At 38.5% G+C, this 18,045-nt stretch carries 15 protein-coding genes and 1 tRNA gene; 10 read left to right on the plus strand and 6 right to left on the minus strand.

From position 1 onward, the window contains the following. Positions 1–52 precede the first annotated feature (52 nt). Positions 53–511, plus strand: a complete 459-nt coding sequence (locus tag H6G73_RS04720) for a nucleoside deaminase (protein ID WP_190601793.1) — start codon at positions 53–55, stop codon at positions 509–511. Positions 512–940: 429 nt separating this feature from the next. Here the strand turns inward: H6G73_RS04720 and H6G73_RS04725 are convergent, their stop codons facing one another. Continuing rightward, complete coding sequence (locus tag H6G73_RS04725) at positions 941–2,572, minus strand: metallophosphoesterase family protein (protein WP_190601794.1); 1,632 nt, start codon at positions 2,570–2,572, stop codon at positions 941–943. 565 nt (positions 2,573–3,137) lie between these two features. On the opposite strand from H6G73_RS04725, the gene H6G73_RS04730 reads away from it, so the two are divergent. Next, positions 3,138–3,386 carry a hypothetical protein gene (locus H6G73_RS04730; RefSeq protein ID WP_190601795.1) on the plus strand — a complete coding sequence of 83 codons (249 nt, stop codon included), beginning with the start codon at positions 3,138–3,140 and terminating at the stop codon, positions 3,384–3,386. A gap of 102 nt (positions 3,387–3,488) precedes the next feature. Here the strand turns inward: H6G73_RS04730 and H6G73_RS04735 are convergent, their stop codons facing one another. Further along, entirely contained in the window at positions 3,489–4,130 is a 642-nt protein-coding gene (locus H6G73_RS04735; protein ID WP_190601796.1) for a DUF3386 domain-containing protein, read from the minus strand. A 103-nt stretch (positions 4,131–4,233) separates the two neighbouring features. On the opposite strand from H6G73_RS04735, the gene H6G73_RS04740 reads away from it, so the two are divergent. Further along, positions 4,234–4,917 (plus strand): LuxR C-terminal-related transcriptional regulator, encoded by a 684-nt coding sequence (locus H6G73_RS04740; RefSeq protein WP_190601797.1) that lies wholly within the window; start codon positions 4,234–4,236, stop codon positions 4,915–4,917. Between the two features lie 307 nt (positions 4,918–5,224). Here the strand turns inward: H6G73_RS04740 and bchE are convergent, their stop codons facing one another. Next, complete coding sequence (gene bchE, locus H6G73_RS04745) at positions 5,225–6,820, minus strand: magnesium-protoporphyrin IX monomethyl ester anaerobic oxidative cyclase (protein ID WP_190601798.1); 1,596 nt, start codon at positions 6,818–6,820, stop codon at positions 5,225–5,227. Between the two features lie 830 nt (positions 6,821–7,650). Here bchE and H6G73_RS04750 point away from each other — a divergent pair. Next, complete coding sequence (locus H6G73_RS04750; RefSeq protein ID WP_190601799.1) at positions 7,651–9,636, plus strand: DUF4209 domain-containing protein; 1,986 nt, start codon at positions 7,651–7,653, stop codon at positions 9,634–9,636. After that, positions 9,633–10,067: a type II toxin-antitoxin system VapC family toxin gene (locus H6G73_RS04755; protein WP_190601800.1), complete on the plus strand. Its 435-nt coding sequence runs from the start codon at positions 9,633–9,635 to the stop codon at positions 10,065–10,067. The genes H6G73_RS04750 and H6G73_RS04755 overlap by 4 nt, the downstream gene beginning before the upstream one ends. A 57-nt stretch (positions 10,068–10,124) precedes the next feature. Here the strand turns inward: H6G73_RS04755 and H6G73_RS04760 are convergent, their stop codons facing one another. After that, positions 10,125–11,327: a phosphoglycerate kinase gene (locus H6G73_RS04760; protein WP_190601801.1), complete on the minus strand. Its 1,203-nt coding sequence runs from the start codon at positions 11,325–11,327 to the stop codon at positions 10,125–10,127. Positions 11,328–11,415: 88 nt separating this feature from the next. Between H6G73_RS04760 and H6G73_RS04765 the strand changes: the two genes are divergently transcribed. Beyond that, positions 11,416–11,823: a universal stress protein gene (locus H6G73_RS04765; RefSeq protein WP_190601802.1), complete on the plus strand. Its 408-nt coding sequence runs from the start codon at positions 11,416–11,418 to the stop codon at positions 11,821–11,823. Between the two features lie 65 nt (positions 11,824–11,888). Here the strand turns inward: H6G73_RS04765 and H6G73_RS04770 are convergent. Continuing rightward, a tRNA-Leu gene (locus H6G73_RS04770) sits at positions 11,889–11,970 on the minus strand. A gap of 106 nt (positions 11,971–12,076) precedes the next feature. Further along, positions 12,077–13,264, minus strand: a complete 1,188-nt coding sequence (gene alr / locus H6G73_RS04775; protein WP_190601803.1) for an alanine racemase — start codon at positions 13,262–13,264, stop codon at positions 12,077–12,079. A 301-nt stretch (positions 13,265–13,565) separates the two neighbouring features. Here alr and H6G73_RS04780 point away from each other — a divergent pair, with 301 nt between their 5' ends. The 4 genes from H6G73_RS04780 (at position 13,566) to sixA (ending at position 18,029) form a co-directional block, all read left to right on the plus strand. Further along, on the plus strand, positions 13,566–14,063 hold the full coding sequence (locus H6G73_RS04780) for an HNH endonuclease (RefSeq protein WP_190601804.1): 498 nt from the start codon (positions 13,566–13,568) through the stop codon (positions 14,061–14,063). A 713-nt stretch (positions 14,064–14,776) separates the two neighbouring features. Then, entirely contained in the window at positions 14,777–16,057 is a 1,281-nt protein-coding gene (locus H6G73_RS04785; RefSeq protein WP_190601805.1) for a DHH family phosphoesterase, read from the plus strand. A gap of 322 nt (positions 16,058–16,379) precedes the next feature. After that, positions 16,380–17,033, plus strand: a complete 654-nt coding sequence (locus H6G73_RS04790; protein ID WP_190601806.1) for a hypothetical protein — start codon at positions 16,380–16,382, stop codon at positions 17,031–17,033. A gap of 501 nt (positions 17,034–17,534) precedes the next feature. Continuing rightward, positions 17,535–18,029 (plus strand): phosphohistidine phosphatase SixA, encoded by a 495-nt coding sequence (sixA, locus tag H6G73_RS04795; protein ID WP_190601807.1) that lies wholly within the window; start codon positions 17,535–17,537, stop codon positions 18,027–18,029. The last annotated feature ends 16 nt before the right edge of the window (positions 18,030–18,045 follow it).

An 18,045-nucleotide genomic window follows, 5' to 3' on the forward strand; every position in this document is an offset into this window, starting at 1 on the left:
TCAAAAGAGTGCGCTATTGTGGGAAATTACTCTGCTTAACTCCTGAATTATCATGAACCATGAATATTTTATGCGCCTAGCCCTAGAACAGGCAAATCAAGGTGATGCACCTTATGGTGCGGTTATCGTCACAGATAATCAAGTAGTAGCTGCTGCTCATAATACGGTGCTGCAAGACCATGACCCTTCGGCCCATGCAGAAATCAACACCATTCGCTATTTAACTGCTCAACTGCAAAGCCCAAAATTAGATGGCTATCGCATCTATACCACCGGTGAACCTTGCCCTATGTGTGCTTCTGCTTGTGTATGGGCCGGAATATCAGAAATTATTTATGCTGTCTCTATTGAAGATTTAATTGCACTCAATCAATCACAGATTAATATTTCCTGTGAAGAAGTTATTGCTAAATCAGATAAAACTATCAAGGTCACAAAAGGTGTGTTGAGGGCAGAGGGTTTAAAGCTGTTTGCACCCAGTTGTAGGAGAGATTCTGAGCAAAATAAATAACTTACTCTTTTCGTACAGCATATTTCTGTGCTAGTTGGGCTAACACTGATGAGATGAATAACCGGGCTAGAAGCGATCGCACTCCATTATCATAGAAAAGTAGTTGGTGGTAAATCTTGATACCACCACAACTTACTTTTGCGATTAAAGTACCCTCTCACCCTCTCAGGCTATTTACCTCGCAGGTTCATGACCTACAAGACACTTACACCCCACCCATTTTTGGAGGACTGTCCATAAACTAAATATGGCTTCAAAGATGACAAATTAAGTGAGTCAGTCTCGGTTATAAACCGGGACTGTTTTTTATGGATAGAGGCAAGTATTCCCTAGTTCCCATACCATCACTGTCTGTCTACCTGTGAGGGTGAATGCCCTACCGTAAATTAAGCATGACAACTTGATTTTTGAGTAGTAATTGAGTAGTAATTAATCGTGTGTAATCTTAAATTCATCAAATTTAATTACCGGGGAATCAGGCTGACTAGTATCAAAACGATAGCTACTGATTTTGCCTGTACCAGTATCAAAAACGCTGAAAACTGTAATTTCATTACTGGCAATATAAGGTAATGGTTGATTATTAGTATCTACCAGAGGAGCAATTGTAGGTATAACAGGTTCTAAACCATTAGGGTCGCCGATTTTTGTATATTCTTCTTGATAACCAATTGGTACTTCTCGCTGTCTATCTTGCCAAGCAGCACCGTAGGAATTACCCACATTAGAAGTCTCTAAAAAGTTCATACCACTAGGACTAATAAAGCGGTTCCATAAATGGGAATGCCCATAAAAAACCAACTGTACATTTGCTTGTGCTAACAAGGGAATCACATCACGAATAATATAGTCATCATGTTGAGGATATTCATACCGAATTGAGGTAATATTTCCTTGATTATCTCGGTCAATCACCTGCACGGGATTAGTATAGGCAGGAACGATATTATCACCCAAGGTATGGGGCGGATGATGAAACATAACGATTTTATATTTCGCTTGTTGAAACTCTTGACTATTGAGTTCAGCTTTCAACCAATTATATTGTTGGCTGCCTGCAAAAATTGGTTCATAAATCATCTGTCCATAACCCCAATTCTCAGGATGAGCAAAATCTTTAGACGCTTCTCGATATCTGCCTTTAACATTGGCATCTAATTTAGGAGTACGCCACATATTGGTGATATATAAGGACACCAGTCTAATATCACCAAAACTCACAGCATAATAGGTATTACCCCCAAATTGACTTTCAGGCAGCGTGAAAATTTCTTCGTAAGTATCAGTATTAAAAGAATGATTTTTTGCTGTTATATGCTCATGACGGGGAAATGTATCATTAAATTCACCATCTAAACTAGCGACTCTTCCCCAGCGTCCCATAACTTCATGATTACCAATACAGGTAAACATGGGTGCATGTTGAATAATTTTCCCCCCTGTGTAAGTGACTGTCCTGCCATTTTGAGACATTTGGTAATGAGCGCGACCCTGTAAGCTAGGAAAGAAAGCATTACCTCGATTATCATCAAACCATTCGGAAGCGCGGTCAGGAATATTGACTAAATCACCAGCAAAGTACACTCCATCGACTCTTCCTACAGTTTCTACAACCTTTTGCAAGTTGGCCGCGGTCATGGGTTTGAGTTGATGGTCTGAGGTGAGAAGAATTTTCAATGGTGTTCCTGGTTTTGGGGTGGGTGCAAGGGTAAAAACTTCACTACTGGCAGTAGCCTCATCTTCCCGCACACTGGTAACACTATAGGGAACCCTTTCCCCTGGTACTAACCCTGTAATTGTGGCTTCATGTCGCCAAATGTCGCGTGTGACTGGTTGTTGATAAATTTGGCCTGGTGAGGTTTGCTGTCCAACTCTAGAGTCTTGGTCTTCTCTGGTGCGGGTGAGTTTGCTAGTTGTTGCTATGGCTGTTTGTTGAAGATGTTGGCCATAGGTGACAAAATGCTTTTTTCCGCAGAATTCCGTAAACCAAACTACATTGACTGAAGTTTTAGTTGGCAATTGCAAAAACGGGTCGGTGAGCAATTGGGGTACTGAGGTCATAATCATTGAACCTAAGGAAGGCACACCGTTCAAAGTAAAACATAAAGCTAGTAAAAGTACAGTTATGAAAGAAAAACTTTTTTTAGTTAACCCAGAATTTACGCAAAATTCCATGAATTTAGCAGATTTTAATCGATTAAAATTAAGTAAAAATCAGGTTGATTCTGCATCGCATTTCAGTGTTCATTCGACAAATTTTCTGGAAAATAAGCTCAGAACAATGAATTTGTATGTATGGTGCTTATTAAGGAAATCATGAAGGATACAGTATTTTTTCTGAAATTATTCATGATGGATTTCAGTAAAATTTCTGAATTATGTTTTCCCAAGTTTATCTCACCTAAATAAAAAGCTGTAATTCTTGCTGTATAAGGCTTTTAATTTCTCAACATTATTGTTTTTGTCGGTTTTACCCATAAAAGAAATTATATTTGTCTTCGCTTATAAGTGAATTGTTAAAGTCTAATGTTTTTTAATTCCCTAGACCTGAAAATCGACAAATTTTCCACAATAATGGTTTATAGACAGGATGTAGTGCATTTATCAATTAACAGCCAGGGGATTTATGATAGATCAAGCCAGATTCTTAGAAATTCTCACTCATGCTAGGAACAACGTACCCAGTTCCTGGGGAACAACCTCAGAAATGGTGGGTCTGTCTCCTCTCCAAGATGGAACGTGGATGATTAATATTCGTCACACTAATAGTAATGGGGAAATCTATCATTACAATGCTTGTATTGAAAGTAATTCAACTGCGATGCCCCAAAATTATGTAGGCAGGTTGGAAGAAAAAACCTCTGAAGCTAGTTAAGTTTTATTGCTTCCAACCAATCTACAACATCAGGGATTAAGCATCTCTATGATTTTGGAGATGAAAAGAGCCAATAATCTGGCTGGTATCAATGGGCGCAGACTACAATAACTCAATGTTGGAGAAAATAAATTCCTGTACAGAAATTTTCCCTTCTGTTTCTGTACGAATTTCCCGACGATTAAGAATGTAATAATTTCCTACTTTTTCATATTCGTCAGTAAATTCACTTCTACCGCCTTTTTGGATACCGGTTGCGGGGTCATGATAAACGGAGTCATAGGTATGAGACAAATATCCTTCTTGTGTTTCGTGCACACTGAAGGTGTTGATGGTGACGACGACATTATGAATTTTACGGTGAACAAGAGTCACAACATCGTTACGGACTTTGTATTTGTCTCCGGCTGATTTACCACCCACTAGAATTTCCACAGCCCCGGTTTCGTCAGTATTTCCATAGCTAAAAGTATTTTCGCCGTGGGTTTGTTCAAAAGTGCGCCGAATGCGGTGAATACCTATTTCCCAAGCTTGAGAGTGGATGGCTTTTTGTGCTGCTTCGTCATCGATTTCGGTAACTTCGGCTTTGAAATCTGGGTTCAGACGAACTTTAGCGGTTAATACTTTTTCGTCATATTTATATGTGATATCTGCGGTGTAACCAGGGAAATTCTGATCCCAAGTGTAACGGTTTTCGTAGGCTGCACGGAAAAGTTCTTGGGCGGAAACTTGAGTAACTGTCATATGTTTATCCTATAACTGGGAGCGTTAATAGCGTTTTAGTGTTGCTGGTATTAGCATAGAGTTAATTCTTGAAGTTCGCATAGTCCCCAACTGGGTACACTTTATGGCTAAAACTCTCCACGCCATTTTTGATGCGATCGCCAATGTTCAAAATGAGCAAGAATTAAAAGAAGCTCTGATGGACACTATTGGCGAACATTTTGGTGTGCAAGACTGGGGTATTTATCTTTTAGATGACCAGTTATCAACTGAAATTGAAGTTCCCGAAATTCCTGCTGTCTGTTTAGAAGGTAATCCTGTGGGACGCTATGTTGTAGAACGTCATGCTCCTGCCCATGAAGAGTTAATCTTATCACCAGGAGACTGGAAAAAGTTTTGCACACGTCATGAACATGTGATGACTGGGCCCATTATTTGTGATGGTCGGTTAGTTGGTACGCTAAATTTTGCCCGTGACCCTGGTGGTCTTCCTTTTAATGGCAATGATTTAGCTGACCTAAGCGCCTTATGTATTCATTTGTCGGCTAAACTTGCGACTCTTCGGGCTAAACCCAAAATATTATCACCTGCTGCTAGTTGTCCTCTCACCCCTAGAGAGTTAGAAATTGCTGAATTAGTGGCTCAAGGTTTAACTAATGGAGAAATTGCTGCTAAATTATGGATTACACAAAATTCTGTCAAACAAGCGTTAAAAAGAATGTTCCGTAAACTGGGGGTTTCTGCCCGTTCAGAAATGGTGGCTAAGTTACATGGAATCAATCATAGCGCAGTGAATTTAAATAATTAGGGTTTGCAGAAGTTCAGGAGTCAGTAGGGGCGGGTTTACAGATATCATCAACTATGAACGAGAATTTTGGTAAACCCGCCCGTGCAGAAGTTCAGAAGTATGGCTAACGCCACGCTGCGCGAACAGAAGATTTTGGTTAAAAGACTATAGGGGTAATTCTTCAAAATTACCCCTATATTTTGTAGTTGATGAACAACAACTTATTTATACAGCCGTAGATAAGGGAGACAAGGAAAGCAAAGGAAGGGGAACAAAGACGACAAGGACGAATATCTTCTTTTTCCTCCCCCTCTCCTTCTGTCACCTACTATACTTGTTCTGGTTCATGATACTCTGGCAGGTCATTTGGTGCACCACAAGCAGAAATATTGCCTGAGAAACTCACGTCAGCCATGAGTTCTGGATGTTCTTGTTTGCGTTTAGCAATTTGTTCACGGGTGAGAATCTTGGATTTATCAAAACCAAGTTCGATTTCTGTGTGTAAGCCTTTGTATTTAACCCGTTGCAAGTTGTAGAAACGTTTGTTGATGGTGGTTTGGACGAAGGCTTTTAAACAGCCTAGCAGGTACTTGCGTTTGAATGGGTCTTTGACGAACCAATATTCTATGGTTTTGCGAAGATAAAAACGGGCATAGTTTCGCAACACTCCTTTAAGAACCTCTTCCCGTTCCATGGCATCGGGCTTCATGATGGGAGTCACAAAGTTATATTGAGAATAATCCCGAACTTCTACGCGATCGCCCAAATCCTGAAATAATTCTGAAAATGGCCATGGTGTGAACATATTCCAGTTCACCATGTCTGCTTTCCAGTCCAAAGCCATTCTATAGGTTTCCTCAATGGTCTCTGGGGTTTCGTTCTCTAACCCCATAATAAATTGAGCCTCAGCCACCATACCATTTTGCTTTAACAGTTGAATAGCCCGTTTATTTTGTTCAATTGTGGTTTCTTTGCGGAACAAATTCAACTTTAATTGGGCTGCGGCTTCTGTTCCCAAGGAAACGTGAACTAGTCCAGCTTTGCGGTAAAGCGGTAGGTCGGCTTCATCTCGCAAAATATCTGTAACTCTGGTATTAATTCCCCAATGAACACCCAAATTTCTCTCTATTAATTCATTACACAAGGCAATAAATTTGGGCTTGTTAATAGTTGGTTCTTCATCTGCGAGAATGAAAAAGCCAACTTTGTGTTTTTTCACCAAGATTTCAATTTGGTCAACGAATTGCTTGGGAGTGCTGGAACGGTATTTACGCCAAAATGCCCACTGGGAACAGAAACGGCAGGTAAATGGACAGCCTCTAGCATAGTTGGGAACAGCCACCCGGACATTGAGAGGAGTATAGATATATTTACTCCAATCTAATAAATCCCAATCTGGGGTGAGGGTATCTAAATCAGCAATGGGAGGATGGGCTGGTGTAGCTAAGACTTGACCATCTTCTAGAAAAGCAATACCTAATATGTTACGGCGTTCCTCTTGATCTGTACCGCGAGCGATCGCACTTATTAGATTAACAGTAATCTCTTCCCCTTCACCGCGAATAATATAATCTACCCAAGGGGCTTCGTTGAGAACTTCACTGTACATATAGGTAGGGTGAACCCCACCCATAATGGTCTTAGCCTGAGGGCAAACTTCTTTAACAATTCTCAGCGTAATCTCGGACTGGTATATCATTGGTGTAATAGCCGTAGCTAACACCACATCCGGCTGATGTTCAGCAATAATTTTTGCTAAAGCATCATCAGGAATATAATCCGTCATTGCATCCACAAACCGGATATCTGTAAAACCAGCAGTTTTTAACGCCCCACCTACATAAGGAACCCAACTCGGTGGCCAGTTTCCAGCAATTTCTGCACCACCCGAATGGTAATTGGGTTGAATCATCATTATTCGCATAAAATTACCTCCTAATTTTTGCTAGATAAATACCAATTCAATTACTGAGAAAAAAGGTGTAAATTTTAGATTTATACTGTAGTGATTAGAAAGAAATACTTTTGATTAATAAAAAATCTGGTTTTCTGTGGTAAGATGCCGCATCTATTAGCATTCTCAAGAATTTTGCAGCATCTAATACCAGAAGCTCAAATAATTTTCTCCCAAGCCTTTTATAAAAATCTGTATCTAAAGCTATATGATTGTTTACTTGGATTTTGTTACGTAAAAACACACTCTGAGGAGATAATCAAAAGTCAAAAAATGAAAATATTTGCCAAAATTGGCATACCAAAAATCTGCAACTTTTACCTGAAAATCTGAATATATGATTAAGATTTTCTAGGCAATAATTGTGCATTTTCTTGTATAAATACTCAATTAACTAGATAATTGATTATTCAATAACTTTATAGCGATATAAGATTGAAAAATAAATAAAATTTTCAAAACTTAACTATTCTGGGTTTAATCTTCAAGCTATGTTGTTTGCATTAATTGCGTCAGTATATACCTGAAAAGGTTTAAGTGTAATATTTATATCTTGATAATAAGACCGGATTAAAACCAAGTAGAATGAAGCAATCTCAGTCTCTCCACTTTCCCTTTTTTAATCTTGACCTACTTATTACCTACTATTTCCCTAATTTTGTGGAAAGAGATGCTGATATATTGGGTGTCCATAACAGCGTTATCAATAGGCTGCGGTTCATTCTACACCTATGATACAGCGTTTAAATAAAATTTGAGCTAATATAGTAAGTATCTAAATTATTACCTAATATTAAACTATGATATACCTAAATCCTCCTCTGAGTAAAGAAGATTTTATAAACTCTGGCTGGAAAGAAGTAATTGATAACAGCGAGAGAAAACTGTGCAACATCTATTATGATAATTTCCGTAGAAAAGCTCAAGAAATTAAAGATGCAGGAAATGATAGACAATGTGCAGTTTTTGAGATTCTCCAGCGTGTAACTGTTGCTCCAATTCAGTTAGATTTAGATATTTCATATTCAACATTTTCAGACAGATTTACAGATGAAACCATAGAATTTCTCGCAGAAATTGTTGATGAAGTTTCAGATCCAGAACTGCAAGCCCAAATAGCAGAAATTCTCTGGTTCAAAGATAAAAAGCGTAATTATAGCATGGGACACTTAGCAGTTCATTCTTATTTAGAATCAGCAAAGAAACTGGAAGATCCTCAAAAATGGAGTCGTTATTTTGATAGAATTAAAAAATCGCTAACTCTAGGACTTAAAATTAATTATAATCCAGAAATTGTTGTTGAATATATAGATGATGTTTTAAATCGTTACCAAGGTCAAGATCCGTTATGGCTATCTGTCAAACTTCATGAGCTTTTACAAGAAAAAAAAACCGTAAATTTTCTGCGTAATAAACAAATTTTAGATACCCCTAAATATGTTGATTTAGCCAATAAAGGTGCAACTTTTGCTGAATCTAGTGGAGAATGGGACAAGGCTAGAAAATGGTGGGAAATTAAAGCAAAATGGCATCATATTGAGAAGAATTATGAAAAATTATATAAAGCGAAAATTCTTGGGGCTGAAACTTACATCAAGGAAGCTGAAGATTCTTTAGTTAAACATCCAACTCCTTACTTAAAAGCATCCCATGATTTACAAAGAGCTTTTGAAGCATTTGAAAGATTAAAGAGTCAAGCTACAGATGAGGAAAGAACCGTTATAGACACTAAATTAGAAGAAATTCACAAACTTCTTCTTGAATATCAGCAGCAATCATCTAATGAGTTAATAACAATTTATTCTGAGTTTAATATTAGTGAAGAAATAGAACTAGCTATATCGCAGGTTAAAGGTAAAAAATTCTCAGAAGCAATATTAGCTTTAGCTTTGTTAGGAAGTCCTCAAAAGGTTTTAGACCTTCGCCAGATGGCAGAAAAAAATTCTTTGTTATCTCAATTCATGCCAGTAGAGATAAAAAATGATATGGGAAAGATTGTTGCACGTCAACCTATAGAGCCAGATAAAGCAGAAGAGGCAGTTATATTTGATATGTATAGGATAGCAAATAATGCTCATAGATGTCATGCTCAAGCATTTATTGAACCAGCTAGAAAACAAATTGTTTTAGAAAACATTACAGGAAAATCAAAAGAAGAAGATAAAATCACGGAAAAAGATTTATTAGAATTAGTTATCAATAATCCTTTTGTTCCAGAAGGAAGGGAATATTTATTTGCAAAAGGTCTTTATGCTGGGTTAACAGGTGATTTTATCACTGCTACTCATATCTTAATTCCCCAAATTGAAAACTCTGTTCGCTATTTACTCTCTTCTAGAGGAGCGATAACTTCAGGAATTGATAATAAAAATAATGGCATTCAAAAAGAAGATAATTTAAATTCAACGCTTTATCCTAGTAAGTATCCAGAAATTACTTCTATTTTTGATGAAGATACACTTTTCGATCTTCAAGGGTTACTGATTGAACATGCTGGTTCAAATTTAAGAAATAAAATGGCTCATGGTTTAATTAGTGATGATGATTTTTGTAGTTCTACTTTCTCTTATTTATGGTGGTTAACATTACGGTTATGTTTTGGTATAGGAATATTAGTTCCCCAAGAAATTGTAGAAGAGTCTAACCCTTTTATTAAATTTGCTGGTATGTTTAAAGATGATCCATTATTTGATGAATTTGTCGAAGAAATGGATAAAAATCGCCGTGAATTAGATGAAGAAATTGCTGGTTATGAAGCATGTTCAGAAGGGAATAATGTGGCGTGAGTATCTATATTCTCGATACTAATATCGTAACTCTTTTACAACATGATAATCAGCAAATTATTCAAAATCTGATAAGAATTAACCAAAATCAGATATTTGTGACAACTATTACGTTGGAAGAACAATTAAAGGGAAGATTGGCTATCATCAATAAATGTAATAGTCATTCAAATTTACAAGGATTAGCATCCGCTCATCGAAATTTAAAACTAACTCAAAGTTTTTTCTGTAATATGAATTTATTGGAATTTAATCAAGAGTGCTGCGAACGTTTTAAAAAACTACGTCAGCAAAAAATCAACATAGGCACACAAGATTTAAGAATAGCTGCTATAGCATTAGTTAATGATGCAATTTTAGTAACTCAAAATTACCAAGATTTTATTAAAGTTCCCGCTTTAAAACTGGAAGATTGGACTGTAAATGTATAGTTAAACTTTGATGGAATGAAGGACAAAGCCTAAAACTTCATCCTTCACCCCTATTAATTACGCTTCATCTAAAGCTGCAATACCAGGTAAAACCTTACCTTCCAGCAACTCTAAGCTAGCACCACCACCGGTAGAAATGTGGCTCATTTGATCAGCCAAACCTACCTTTTCCACGGCTGCTACAGAGTCACCACCACCGATAATGGTAGTTGTGCCAGTTTTGCTGATATCTGCTAGAGTATGAGCGATCGCTTCTGTTCCAGCAGCAAACTTATCAAACTCGAACACACCCATAGGGCCGTTCCAAATTACAGTTTTGCAATCAGCTAAAGCATCTTGGAAAACCTTCACAGAATCAGGGCCAATATCTAAACCCATACGGCCATCAGGAATATTGTCAATGCTGACAGTAACAGCATCAGCATCAGGGGCAAACTTATCAGCAGCTACGATATCTGTAGGTAGCAGGAAAGTTACACCCTTTTCCTTAGCCTTAGCTTCCAAAGACTTAGCTAATTCCAGCTTGTCTTCTTCTACCAAAGACTTACCAACATTCAGACCCCGTGCTTTGTAGAAGGTGAAAATCATCCCTCCACCAATAATCAGCTTGTCGCATTTTTCTAACAAAGTTTCAATCACACCGATTTTGCTAGAAACCTTGGAACCACCAACAATAGCTGCTAAAGGACGCTTAGGTGCTTCAATGGCGCTTTGGAGATATTGCAATTCCTTCTCTACCAAATATCCAGCCACAGAAGGACTTAGGAACTTGGTTACACCTTCAGTGGAAGCATGAGCGCGGTGAGCAGTACCGAAAGCATCATTAACGTAAAAATCAGCGTTTGCAGCTAATTTTTGAGCAAATTCTGGGTCGTTTTTCTCTTCTTCCTTATAAAAACGCACGTTCTCTAACAACAGCACTTGGCCATTTGCCAAAGCTGCAACCTTAGCTGCAACTTCGTCACCAATGCAGTCATCAGTTTTTACAACTTCTTGCCCTAGCAACTCAGAGAGGCGTTTAGCAACAGGAGTTAAGCGTAATTTGTCATCTACCCCCTTGGGGCGACCAAAATGACTTGCTAAAATGACCTTAGCACCCTTTTGGGTTAAATCTTTGATGGTTGGTAGAGCGGCACGAATGCGAGTATCGTCAGTAATGTTGCCTTGATCATCCACAGGCACGTTAAAGTCAACCCGTACAAGAGCACGTTTACCAGATATATCGGCAGCAGACAAAGTTGCTACAGTTTTTTTGGACACAGCCAAAGCCTCCTGATTGCCTTTTTGTTATTGTTTTGAAAGTATAACCATCCAGATTTTACCGGAGTCGGGGGTGCGGAGGTGACATATGTTTAAGACAGTTCTATTTCCAATCGATCAAAGTCGGGAAGCGCGGGAAGCAGCTGACGTAGTTGTCAATGTGGTGAAAACCTATGGTAGTCGTCTTGTAGTGCTATCCGTCTTAGAAGAACCAACATCCGATACGCCTAGTCCCGATCCTATGATTTCTCCAGAGCTTGTAGCAAAACTGCTCGCAGAAGCTGAAGCCTTATTTTCTCAACAGGGCATTAAAGCTGAACTGTTGGAAAGGCAAGGCAAACCAGCCTTTACTATCTGTGATGTTGCAGATGAGATTGGGGCAGAGTTAATTATTATGGGTTGTCGGGGACTGGGTTTAACCGATGAAGGCGCAACGGATAGCGTCACCACAAGGGTAATTAACCTTTCCCCTTGTCCAGTTTTGATTGTCCCTTAACACCTATAGGATGCATTAAGACACCTTAATGCACCCTATGAATTTCATTTTTTACTTAATTTCAGTGCGGATGAAAGGACTTGAACCTTCACTCCTCTCGGAACTAGAACCTAAATCTAGCGCGTCTGCCAATTCCGCCACATCCGCATCAGTTACCTATAGTAACACAATAAATTATAAATGGGAAGAAAATGTTAGAAAATCTTTTCTAGTAGAGAATAGGGAAATTATTCCCCATTCTTACCAACTCCCGCTACATCACGGCAACACGGGGAAGACGATGTTTAAACCCGCAAAGAATTTCCCAAGAAATGGTGTTGAGTGTATTAGCCCAATCATCTGCGCTGATTTTTTCTTTTCCCTGTTCTCCCAGTAAGGTGACTATTTCCCCTTCTTGTAAGTCGGGAATGGAACTCACATCCAGCATTAACTGATCCATGGTAATTGTGCCTATTTGGGTAACTTTTTGACCACGAATTAAGGCTTGCATTTGATTGGAAAGATGCCGCGGAACTCCATCGGCATATCCTATTCCCACAACAGCAATACGCATTTCTTTGGGAGCAATGAACTGATGACCATAGCTGACACCAGTGCCTTTGGCTATGGTTTTCACTTGGGTAACTCTTGCTTTGAGTTGGAGAACTGGTTGGAGACGGATTTTTTTGTTGAGGTGTGTAGCTGGGTAAAGACCGTAAATGGCTAAACCAACTCGTACCATGTCATAGTGCAAGGCTCGATTTGTTAAAGTGGCGGCAGAGTTAGCAATGTGTAGGCTTGGTGGTTTAATGCCTTTGGCTGTAATTTGGGCGATCGCTTCCTGGAATCTGCGCTGCTGTTCTTCCATTATGGTAGAATCAGGGCTATCAGCAGTTGCTAGGTGAGAATAAATACTAGCAATCTTTAAGTGTGGCAATCCTTGGACTAACTGCACAAACTCCCCCGCTTCTTGCCAATTTGTCCCTAATCTAGACATGCCAGTATCTAATTTGATATGTACAGGCAACGGAGAAGTATAGTTAATGGCTTCCAGGGTGTTAGAGAACTCTAAAGCTTGCTTGGGACTACAAAGTGTGGGTTGAAGCTTCCAATGGGCGATCGCATGAATTTGTTCTGGTGTGTGGATTGCCCCTAAAATTAAAATAGGTGCTTTAATTCCCCCTTCTCGGAGTTGAATTCCTTCCGGAACTGTTGCCACTCCTAACCAGCTAGCACCAGCACCCAAGACAGTTTGGGCCACCGTCACTGCCCCATGTCCATAGGCATCAGCCTTCACTACCGCCATGAGTTGAGTGCGTGGTGATAAAAACTTCACTAACTGCTGCACATTGAAAGATAAAGCCCCCAAATCAATCTCTACCCAAGCCCGTTGAGAAAACCAAGCATAGGTGTCACACTGTTGGTTATCCACAGCACCAGGCGTTTCCTTGCCACTTAACATCTCGCTTCACTCCTATCACACCACAACAAAGCTTCCAGTCTATCCCCTAATTTGTCTTTCCAGAAGCCATATGAAATTAATCAGGAAGTTTACCTCTGTTTCGGGAATTGGTACAAGAGTGTTACAAGCATGAATATTATTGAAAGTTCACCCAGGCAGTTCACATCTGTGTTTGCTGCCGTTTATGCAGACACAGTAGATTAAATATTTTAACAATCGCTGAAGTATAAATTATTCTCATCTCCCAAGGAGAGTATCTTTGTGTTAATATATGTAAAACTAATACCTTGAGCGCATATCAATGGGGAAGGTTTTAGTCTTAAACGCCTCTTACGAACCCCTCAACATCACTAGCTGGCGACGTGCTGCGGTGTTGTTGATTAAAGGAAAGGCAGAACGAGTAGAACACAACGGGAAATTCCTCTACTCTGGATTTCCTCTGCCAACCGTTATCCGGTTGCGCCACTATGTTCGCGTTCCCTACAAGGAAATTCCTCTCACTCGCCGGAATATCTTGCATCGAGATGGTCATACTTGTCAATACTGTGGCTACACAGGAGATGAGTTGACCTTAGATCATGTAATTCCGCGATCGCGTGGCGGGGGTGACTCCTGGGAAAACATTGTTACAGCCTGCGTCCGCTGCAATGTTAAAAAGGGTAGCCGCACACCGCAAGAAGCACATATGCCGTTGCGTCATCCTCCACGCCAACCCTATAGCAGCCTCTATTTTGAGGTAACAAAGAATCTGAAGAGTGGACTGCATAAGGAGTGGCAAAAATATGTAATCGGTCTTTAACAAACAGCAAAATTTGCAAGAGCTAATGCAGGTTAACCTCAGCCTGTAGGGGGAATTTTTTGGCTTTTAGTCAAGATTCATGCCTACAACTAGAGTTAAACTTTGGCATTATTATTTTTTTGGCATACAGCTTTTGTGGACAAATCCCAGAAGCTGATATATTACTTTACCCAAAAATTGCTCATTTAAAAGGCAGAACTCCTATCTTACCTCATTTTGGTGGGGTATGGTTATTTTGCATTCTAAATTATCAAATTTGACAAACAGTTAAATTAAAAACCAGATTTTTAGTAAAAATAGTTATTAACTGCCCGATAGTTACCTTTTTGGGAGGTTTACCTGCTCAAAGCTATGATATTCTTTTTTTTATTAGGTACGGATTAGCAATTATACGTTACTTCAGATAATAAATCAAGCAAAATATCAGCTTTTAACAAAAATCTGGGTGTTTATGGAGTCAAACACAAACAAGCAGAAATGAAAAAAGTGAATCAAGCCCTCAAAAAAATACCTAATTTTAGATTTATCTAATCTCCGCAGGTGTAACAGACCGTTGACGACGGAGGGATGAAAAAAATAGACCATCTTGTACAGTGCCACAACACCAGATTTTTGCCAAGATCATAATGTGTGGCTAAACCGCAGCATTGCTGTTGGTGAAAACCTGTCTCCAACCCTAAACCTAGCCCCACGCTTTAGAAAAAAAGTTCCTTATGTATTTAAATTCTCCCGTTACTTCAACTGAGAGTTTGTCACTGACCACAGAATCGAACTCGGAGGAAACAGAAATAGACAAAGAGCTAATTGAACTGCCAACACTGAGCAGACCTACTCTAGCACCAACCACTGCCGAAACTATCTACCTAGCACCACGGGGTAATTCTCTAGCTGCCCAAAAGTCAGAAGAATTACAAAAAACCATGCTAGGGCATCGTCATGAGCGCCATTTAATCATTTTGCAGGACTTTCCTGATCCAGATGCCCTGTCTTGTGCTTGGGCTTACCAGTTAATCGCTCAACAGTACGATATCAAGTGCGAAATTATCTATGCTGGCACTTTAAGCCATCAAGAAAATATTGCCTTAGTTAAGCTAACTACTTTACCCGCACAACGGTGGACAACGCAAAGCATCAAAAGTAAAGATTTGTCATGTTATCAAGGATTGGTCTTAATTGATAACCAGGGGACTACCTCCCAACTCTTACCAATGGTGCAACAGGCAGGTATTCCCATAGTAGCGGTCATAGACCATCACAGTTTACAAACAGAACTCAAATCAGAGTTTGTCGATGTTCGCCCCTATGTGCGAGCTACAGCTACAATTTTTACACAGTATTTACAAGCGGGGCTGTTGGCTTTAGATAGCAGTATTGGACAGCATGTGAAATGTGCAACTGCTTTAATGCACGGCTTGCGTTCCGATACGAATCGACTTATGCAAGCCCAGGAAGAAGACTTTATGGCTGCTGCATATTTGAGCAGATTTTATGATGCTCAACTGCTTAACGCCATTTTACAGGCGAATCGTTCCAAACGGGTCATGGATGTAATTGAGCGATCGCTCAAAAACCGTATCGTTCAAAACAACTTTTCTATAGCTGGTGTTGGTTATCTACGCTACGATGACCGAGATGCTATTCCCCAAGCGGCTGATTTTCTTGTCACAGAAGAAAACGTTCACACAGCAGTAGTTTATGGCATCGTCCATGATGAAGACGACGAATTAGAAGTAGTTATTGGTTCCCTGAGAACCACAAAACTGACTTTAGACCCCGATGAATTTATTAAAGAAGCCTTTGGACAAGATAGCACCGGACGGTTTTTTGGTGGTGGACGCACTGGTGCAGGTGGGTTTGAAATTCCTATGGGATTCTTATCTGGGGGTAATGAAAATTCTGCTTACGCGAAAATGAAATGGGAAGTTTTCGACGCACAAATCAAGCAAAAATTATTGAAGTTAGTGAATCCTAAAGATAACCCGATTCAGTCTTAGAATATGGGTTTTTAAGGACAAATAATCAATCACCTAGTTAAGTTCAATAAGTTGCAAAAACGGTGTTGATTTGGTGGGGGTAAGGCACATTGCTAAACCCCTGCAAATTACAGCAACAGTCAGGAATCAGTGTGGAGGTTGTGAATACTTTGTAGGTTGACTTAAATGAAATAATTAACTTGATTCATTTCACAGACAAGTCACCAAACGGTGTCTTATACTCAACATCTATTCTTAAAAATGTACTCATAATACATTTAAGATAGCTCTACTTCAGAAAGTATAAAATAAGTTAAATTTGAGATGTTATTAGGTGAACAGAATGAAGGTTTATCAAAAATTAAACTTCAAGTTAAAAGATGTGAGTGATATTGAGTTTATCGATATTATGAGACATTTTACTCAACAGGTTAAGGATTGGACTTATCTCGAAAAAGAATCAGAAACCTATGCGAAAGATGTAGGTGAAACTTCATGTAAGCTCTTGTTAGAAGATAATCACTATAATCCAGCATTTGCTATTACTAAGAAAAAAGATAAATTTTATTACATAGATCGCATTGATCTTTCATATAAGGACGATATACCTATACTGGAATATAATATCTTATCCAGAAGATTTTATCACGATTTTAAAAGTTTTATTCATTCAAATAGTTATAGCATCTCTATTGAAATATCAAAAGAAGACATTGGATTAAAAGAAATTATTTCGTCTCAAAGAGCAAGAGAGTCTTTTGAAAAATACTTAAATCGCTTTAACGATTTTCCATTTAAATATCATCATAAGGACATTAAACGGCTTGACTTATTTATTTGTGCAGCTTCACGTTTTTGTAGAAACAGTATAGATGTTGATTATTTGAAAAGATATCTTATGGAGGATAGAAATTGGAAGACAGAAGATGCAAAGTGGTGTTGTGATAGAATTGTAATTGGATTAGATATTTTGAAGGTAAATAAAAATTTAAGTTAATAGCTATTAGGATATATGTTAAGCCATAAATCAAAATTTAATTTTATCAGGTAAGCCTTGTAATCATCATAATAATACTTAATAAAGTATTAACATTAATTAAATGAAAAAATATGCCTATTAATTAATGTGATTTATCATTGTTTTTTGAAAAGAGTGTATTATAAAAATAATTTGAACAAGAGTGTGTAAAATTGTACAAATAATGAGATAACTATTTTACTCTTGACTATAAATATCTTCTATAGCTTTCCGTATTTTCCTACTAATAAAAAATCTCAAAGAGATGTAATATCAATCATTTGATGTGTCTGTGGTCAAAATTTTGTCATCAGTTCTCCTTGTGGAAATTATATTCCGAAATAACTGAGTTATCGCTTTCCACATAACTGTTCCATAATTTAGCAATTGCAAGTGTTTTCGGAGAATGAGAGAAGCGGGATAAATAATCTGTCGCATCTCCTGTTCCAAAAGTGTAAAGGTAGTTATGGTATAAGATTTATGGAACTATACTTAATTCGTCATGGCATCGCCGAAGAACATCAATCAGGGCTAAAAGATGAAGAGCGTCAACTAACTCAAGAAGGAAGACAAAAAACCAAAAAAGTAGCCCAGCGATTAGTAAAACTAGATTTACATTTTGATTTAATTCTCACTAGTCCCCTCGTTCGTGCCCGACAAACAGCAGAAATACTTATAGCTGCCGGACTCAGTTCTCACCAGGAAGAATCTCATCATCTCTCCCCAGCAGGGAATATTCATAATTGGTTAACAGACTGGTTAGAAACTAAAAATTTTAGTCCCAAAGCCAAATTAGCCTTAGTTGGCCATGAGCCTGGTTTAAGCAATTGGGCAGAAATTCTGGTCTGGGGAGAAGCTAAGACTAGCCTCACACTCAAAAAAGCAGGTATGATCGGAATAAAACTACCAGAAATAGGCTCTGCTTTGGGTCGTAGTCAAATGTTCTTGTTGATACCACCCAAATATTTGCTGTAACAGTTTTTCGACCTTT

It is taken from the genome of Richelia sinica FACHB-800 (assembly GCF_014698825.1).
Classification (GTDB): Bacteria; Cyanobacteriota; Cyanobacteriia; order Cyanobacteriales; family Nostocaceae; genus FACHB-800.

What these genes read in the sequence shown, in the direction of transcription:
- H6G73_RS04720 (WP_190601793.1), top strand. Translation starts at nt 53, where the DNA reads ATGAACCATGAATATTTTATGCGCCTAGCCCTAGAACAGGCAAATCAA.
- H6G73_RS04725 (WP_190601794.1), bottom strand. Translation starts at nt 2,572, where the DNA reads ATGACCTCAGTACCCCAATTGCTCACCGACCCGTTTTTGCAATTGCCA.
- H6G73_RS04730 (WP_190601795.1), top strand. Translation starts at nt 3,138, where the DNA reads ATGATAGATCAAGCCAGATTCTTAGAAATTCTCACTCATGCTAGGAAC.
- H6G73_RS04735 (WP_190601796.1), bottom strand. Translation starts at nt 4,130, where the DNA reads ATGACAGTTACTCAAGTTTCCGCCCAAGAACTTTTCCGTGCAGCCTAC.
- H6G73_RS04740 (WP_190601797.1), top strand. Translation starts at nt 4,234, where the DNA reads ATGGCTAAAACTCTCCACGCCATTTTTGATGCGATCGCCAATGTTCAA.
- bchE (WP_190601798.1), bottom strand. Translation starts at nt 6,820, where the DNA reads ATGCGAATAATGATGATTCAACCCAATTACCATTCGGGTGGTGCAGAA.
- H6G73_RS04750 (WP_190601799.1), top strand. Translation starts at nt 7,651, where the DNA reads ATGATATACCTAAATCCTCCTCTGAGTAAAGAAGATTTTATAAACTCT.
- H6G73_RS04765 (WP_190601802.1), top strand. Translation starts at nt 11,416, where the DNA reads ATGTTTAAGACAGTTCTATTTCCAATCGATCAAAGTCGGGAAGCGCGG.
- alr (WP_190601803.1), bottom strand. Translation starts at nt 13,264, where the DNA reads ATGTTAAGTGGCAAGGAAACGCCTGGTGCTGTGGATAACCAACAGTGT.
- H6G73_RS04780 (WP_190601804.1), top strand. Translation starts at nt 13,566, where the DNA reads ATGGGGAAGGTTTTAGTCTTAAACGCCTCTTACGAACCCCTCAACATC.
- H6G73_RS04785 (WP_190601805.1), top strand. Translation starts at nt 14,777, where the DNA reads ATGTATTTAAATTCTCCCGTTACTTCAACTGAGAGTTTGTCACTGACC.
- H6G73_RS04790 (WP_190601806.1), top strand. Translation starts at nt 16,380, where the DNA reads ATGAAGGTTTATCAAAAATTAAACTTCAAGTTAAAAGATGTGAGTGAT.
- sixA (WP_190601807.1), top strand. Translation starts at nt 17,535, where the DNA reads ATGGAACTATACTTAATTCGTCATGGCATCGCCGAAGAACATCAATCA.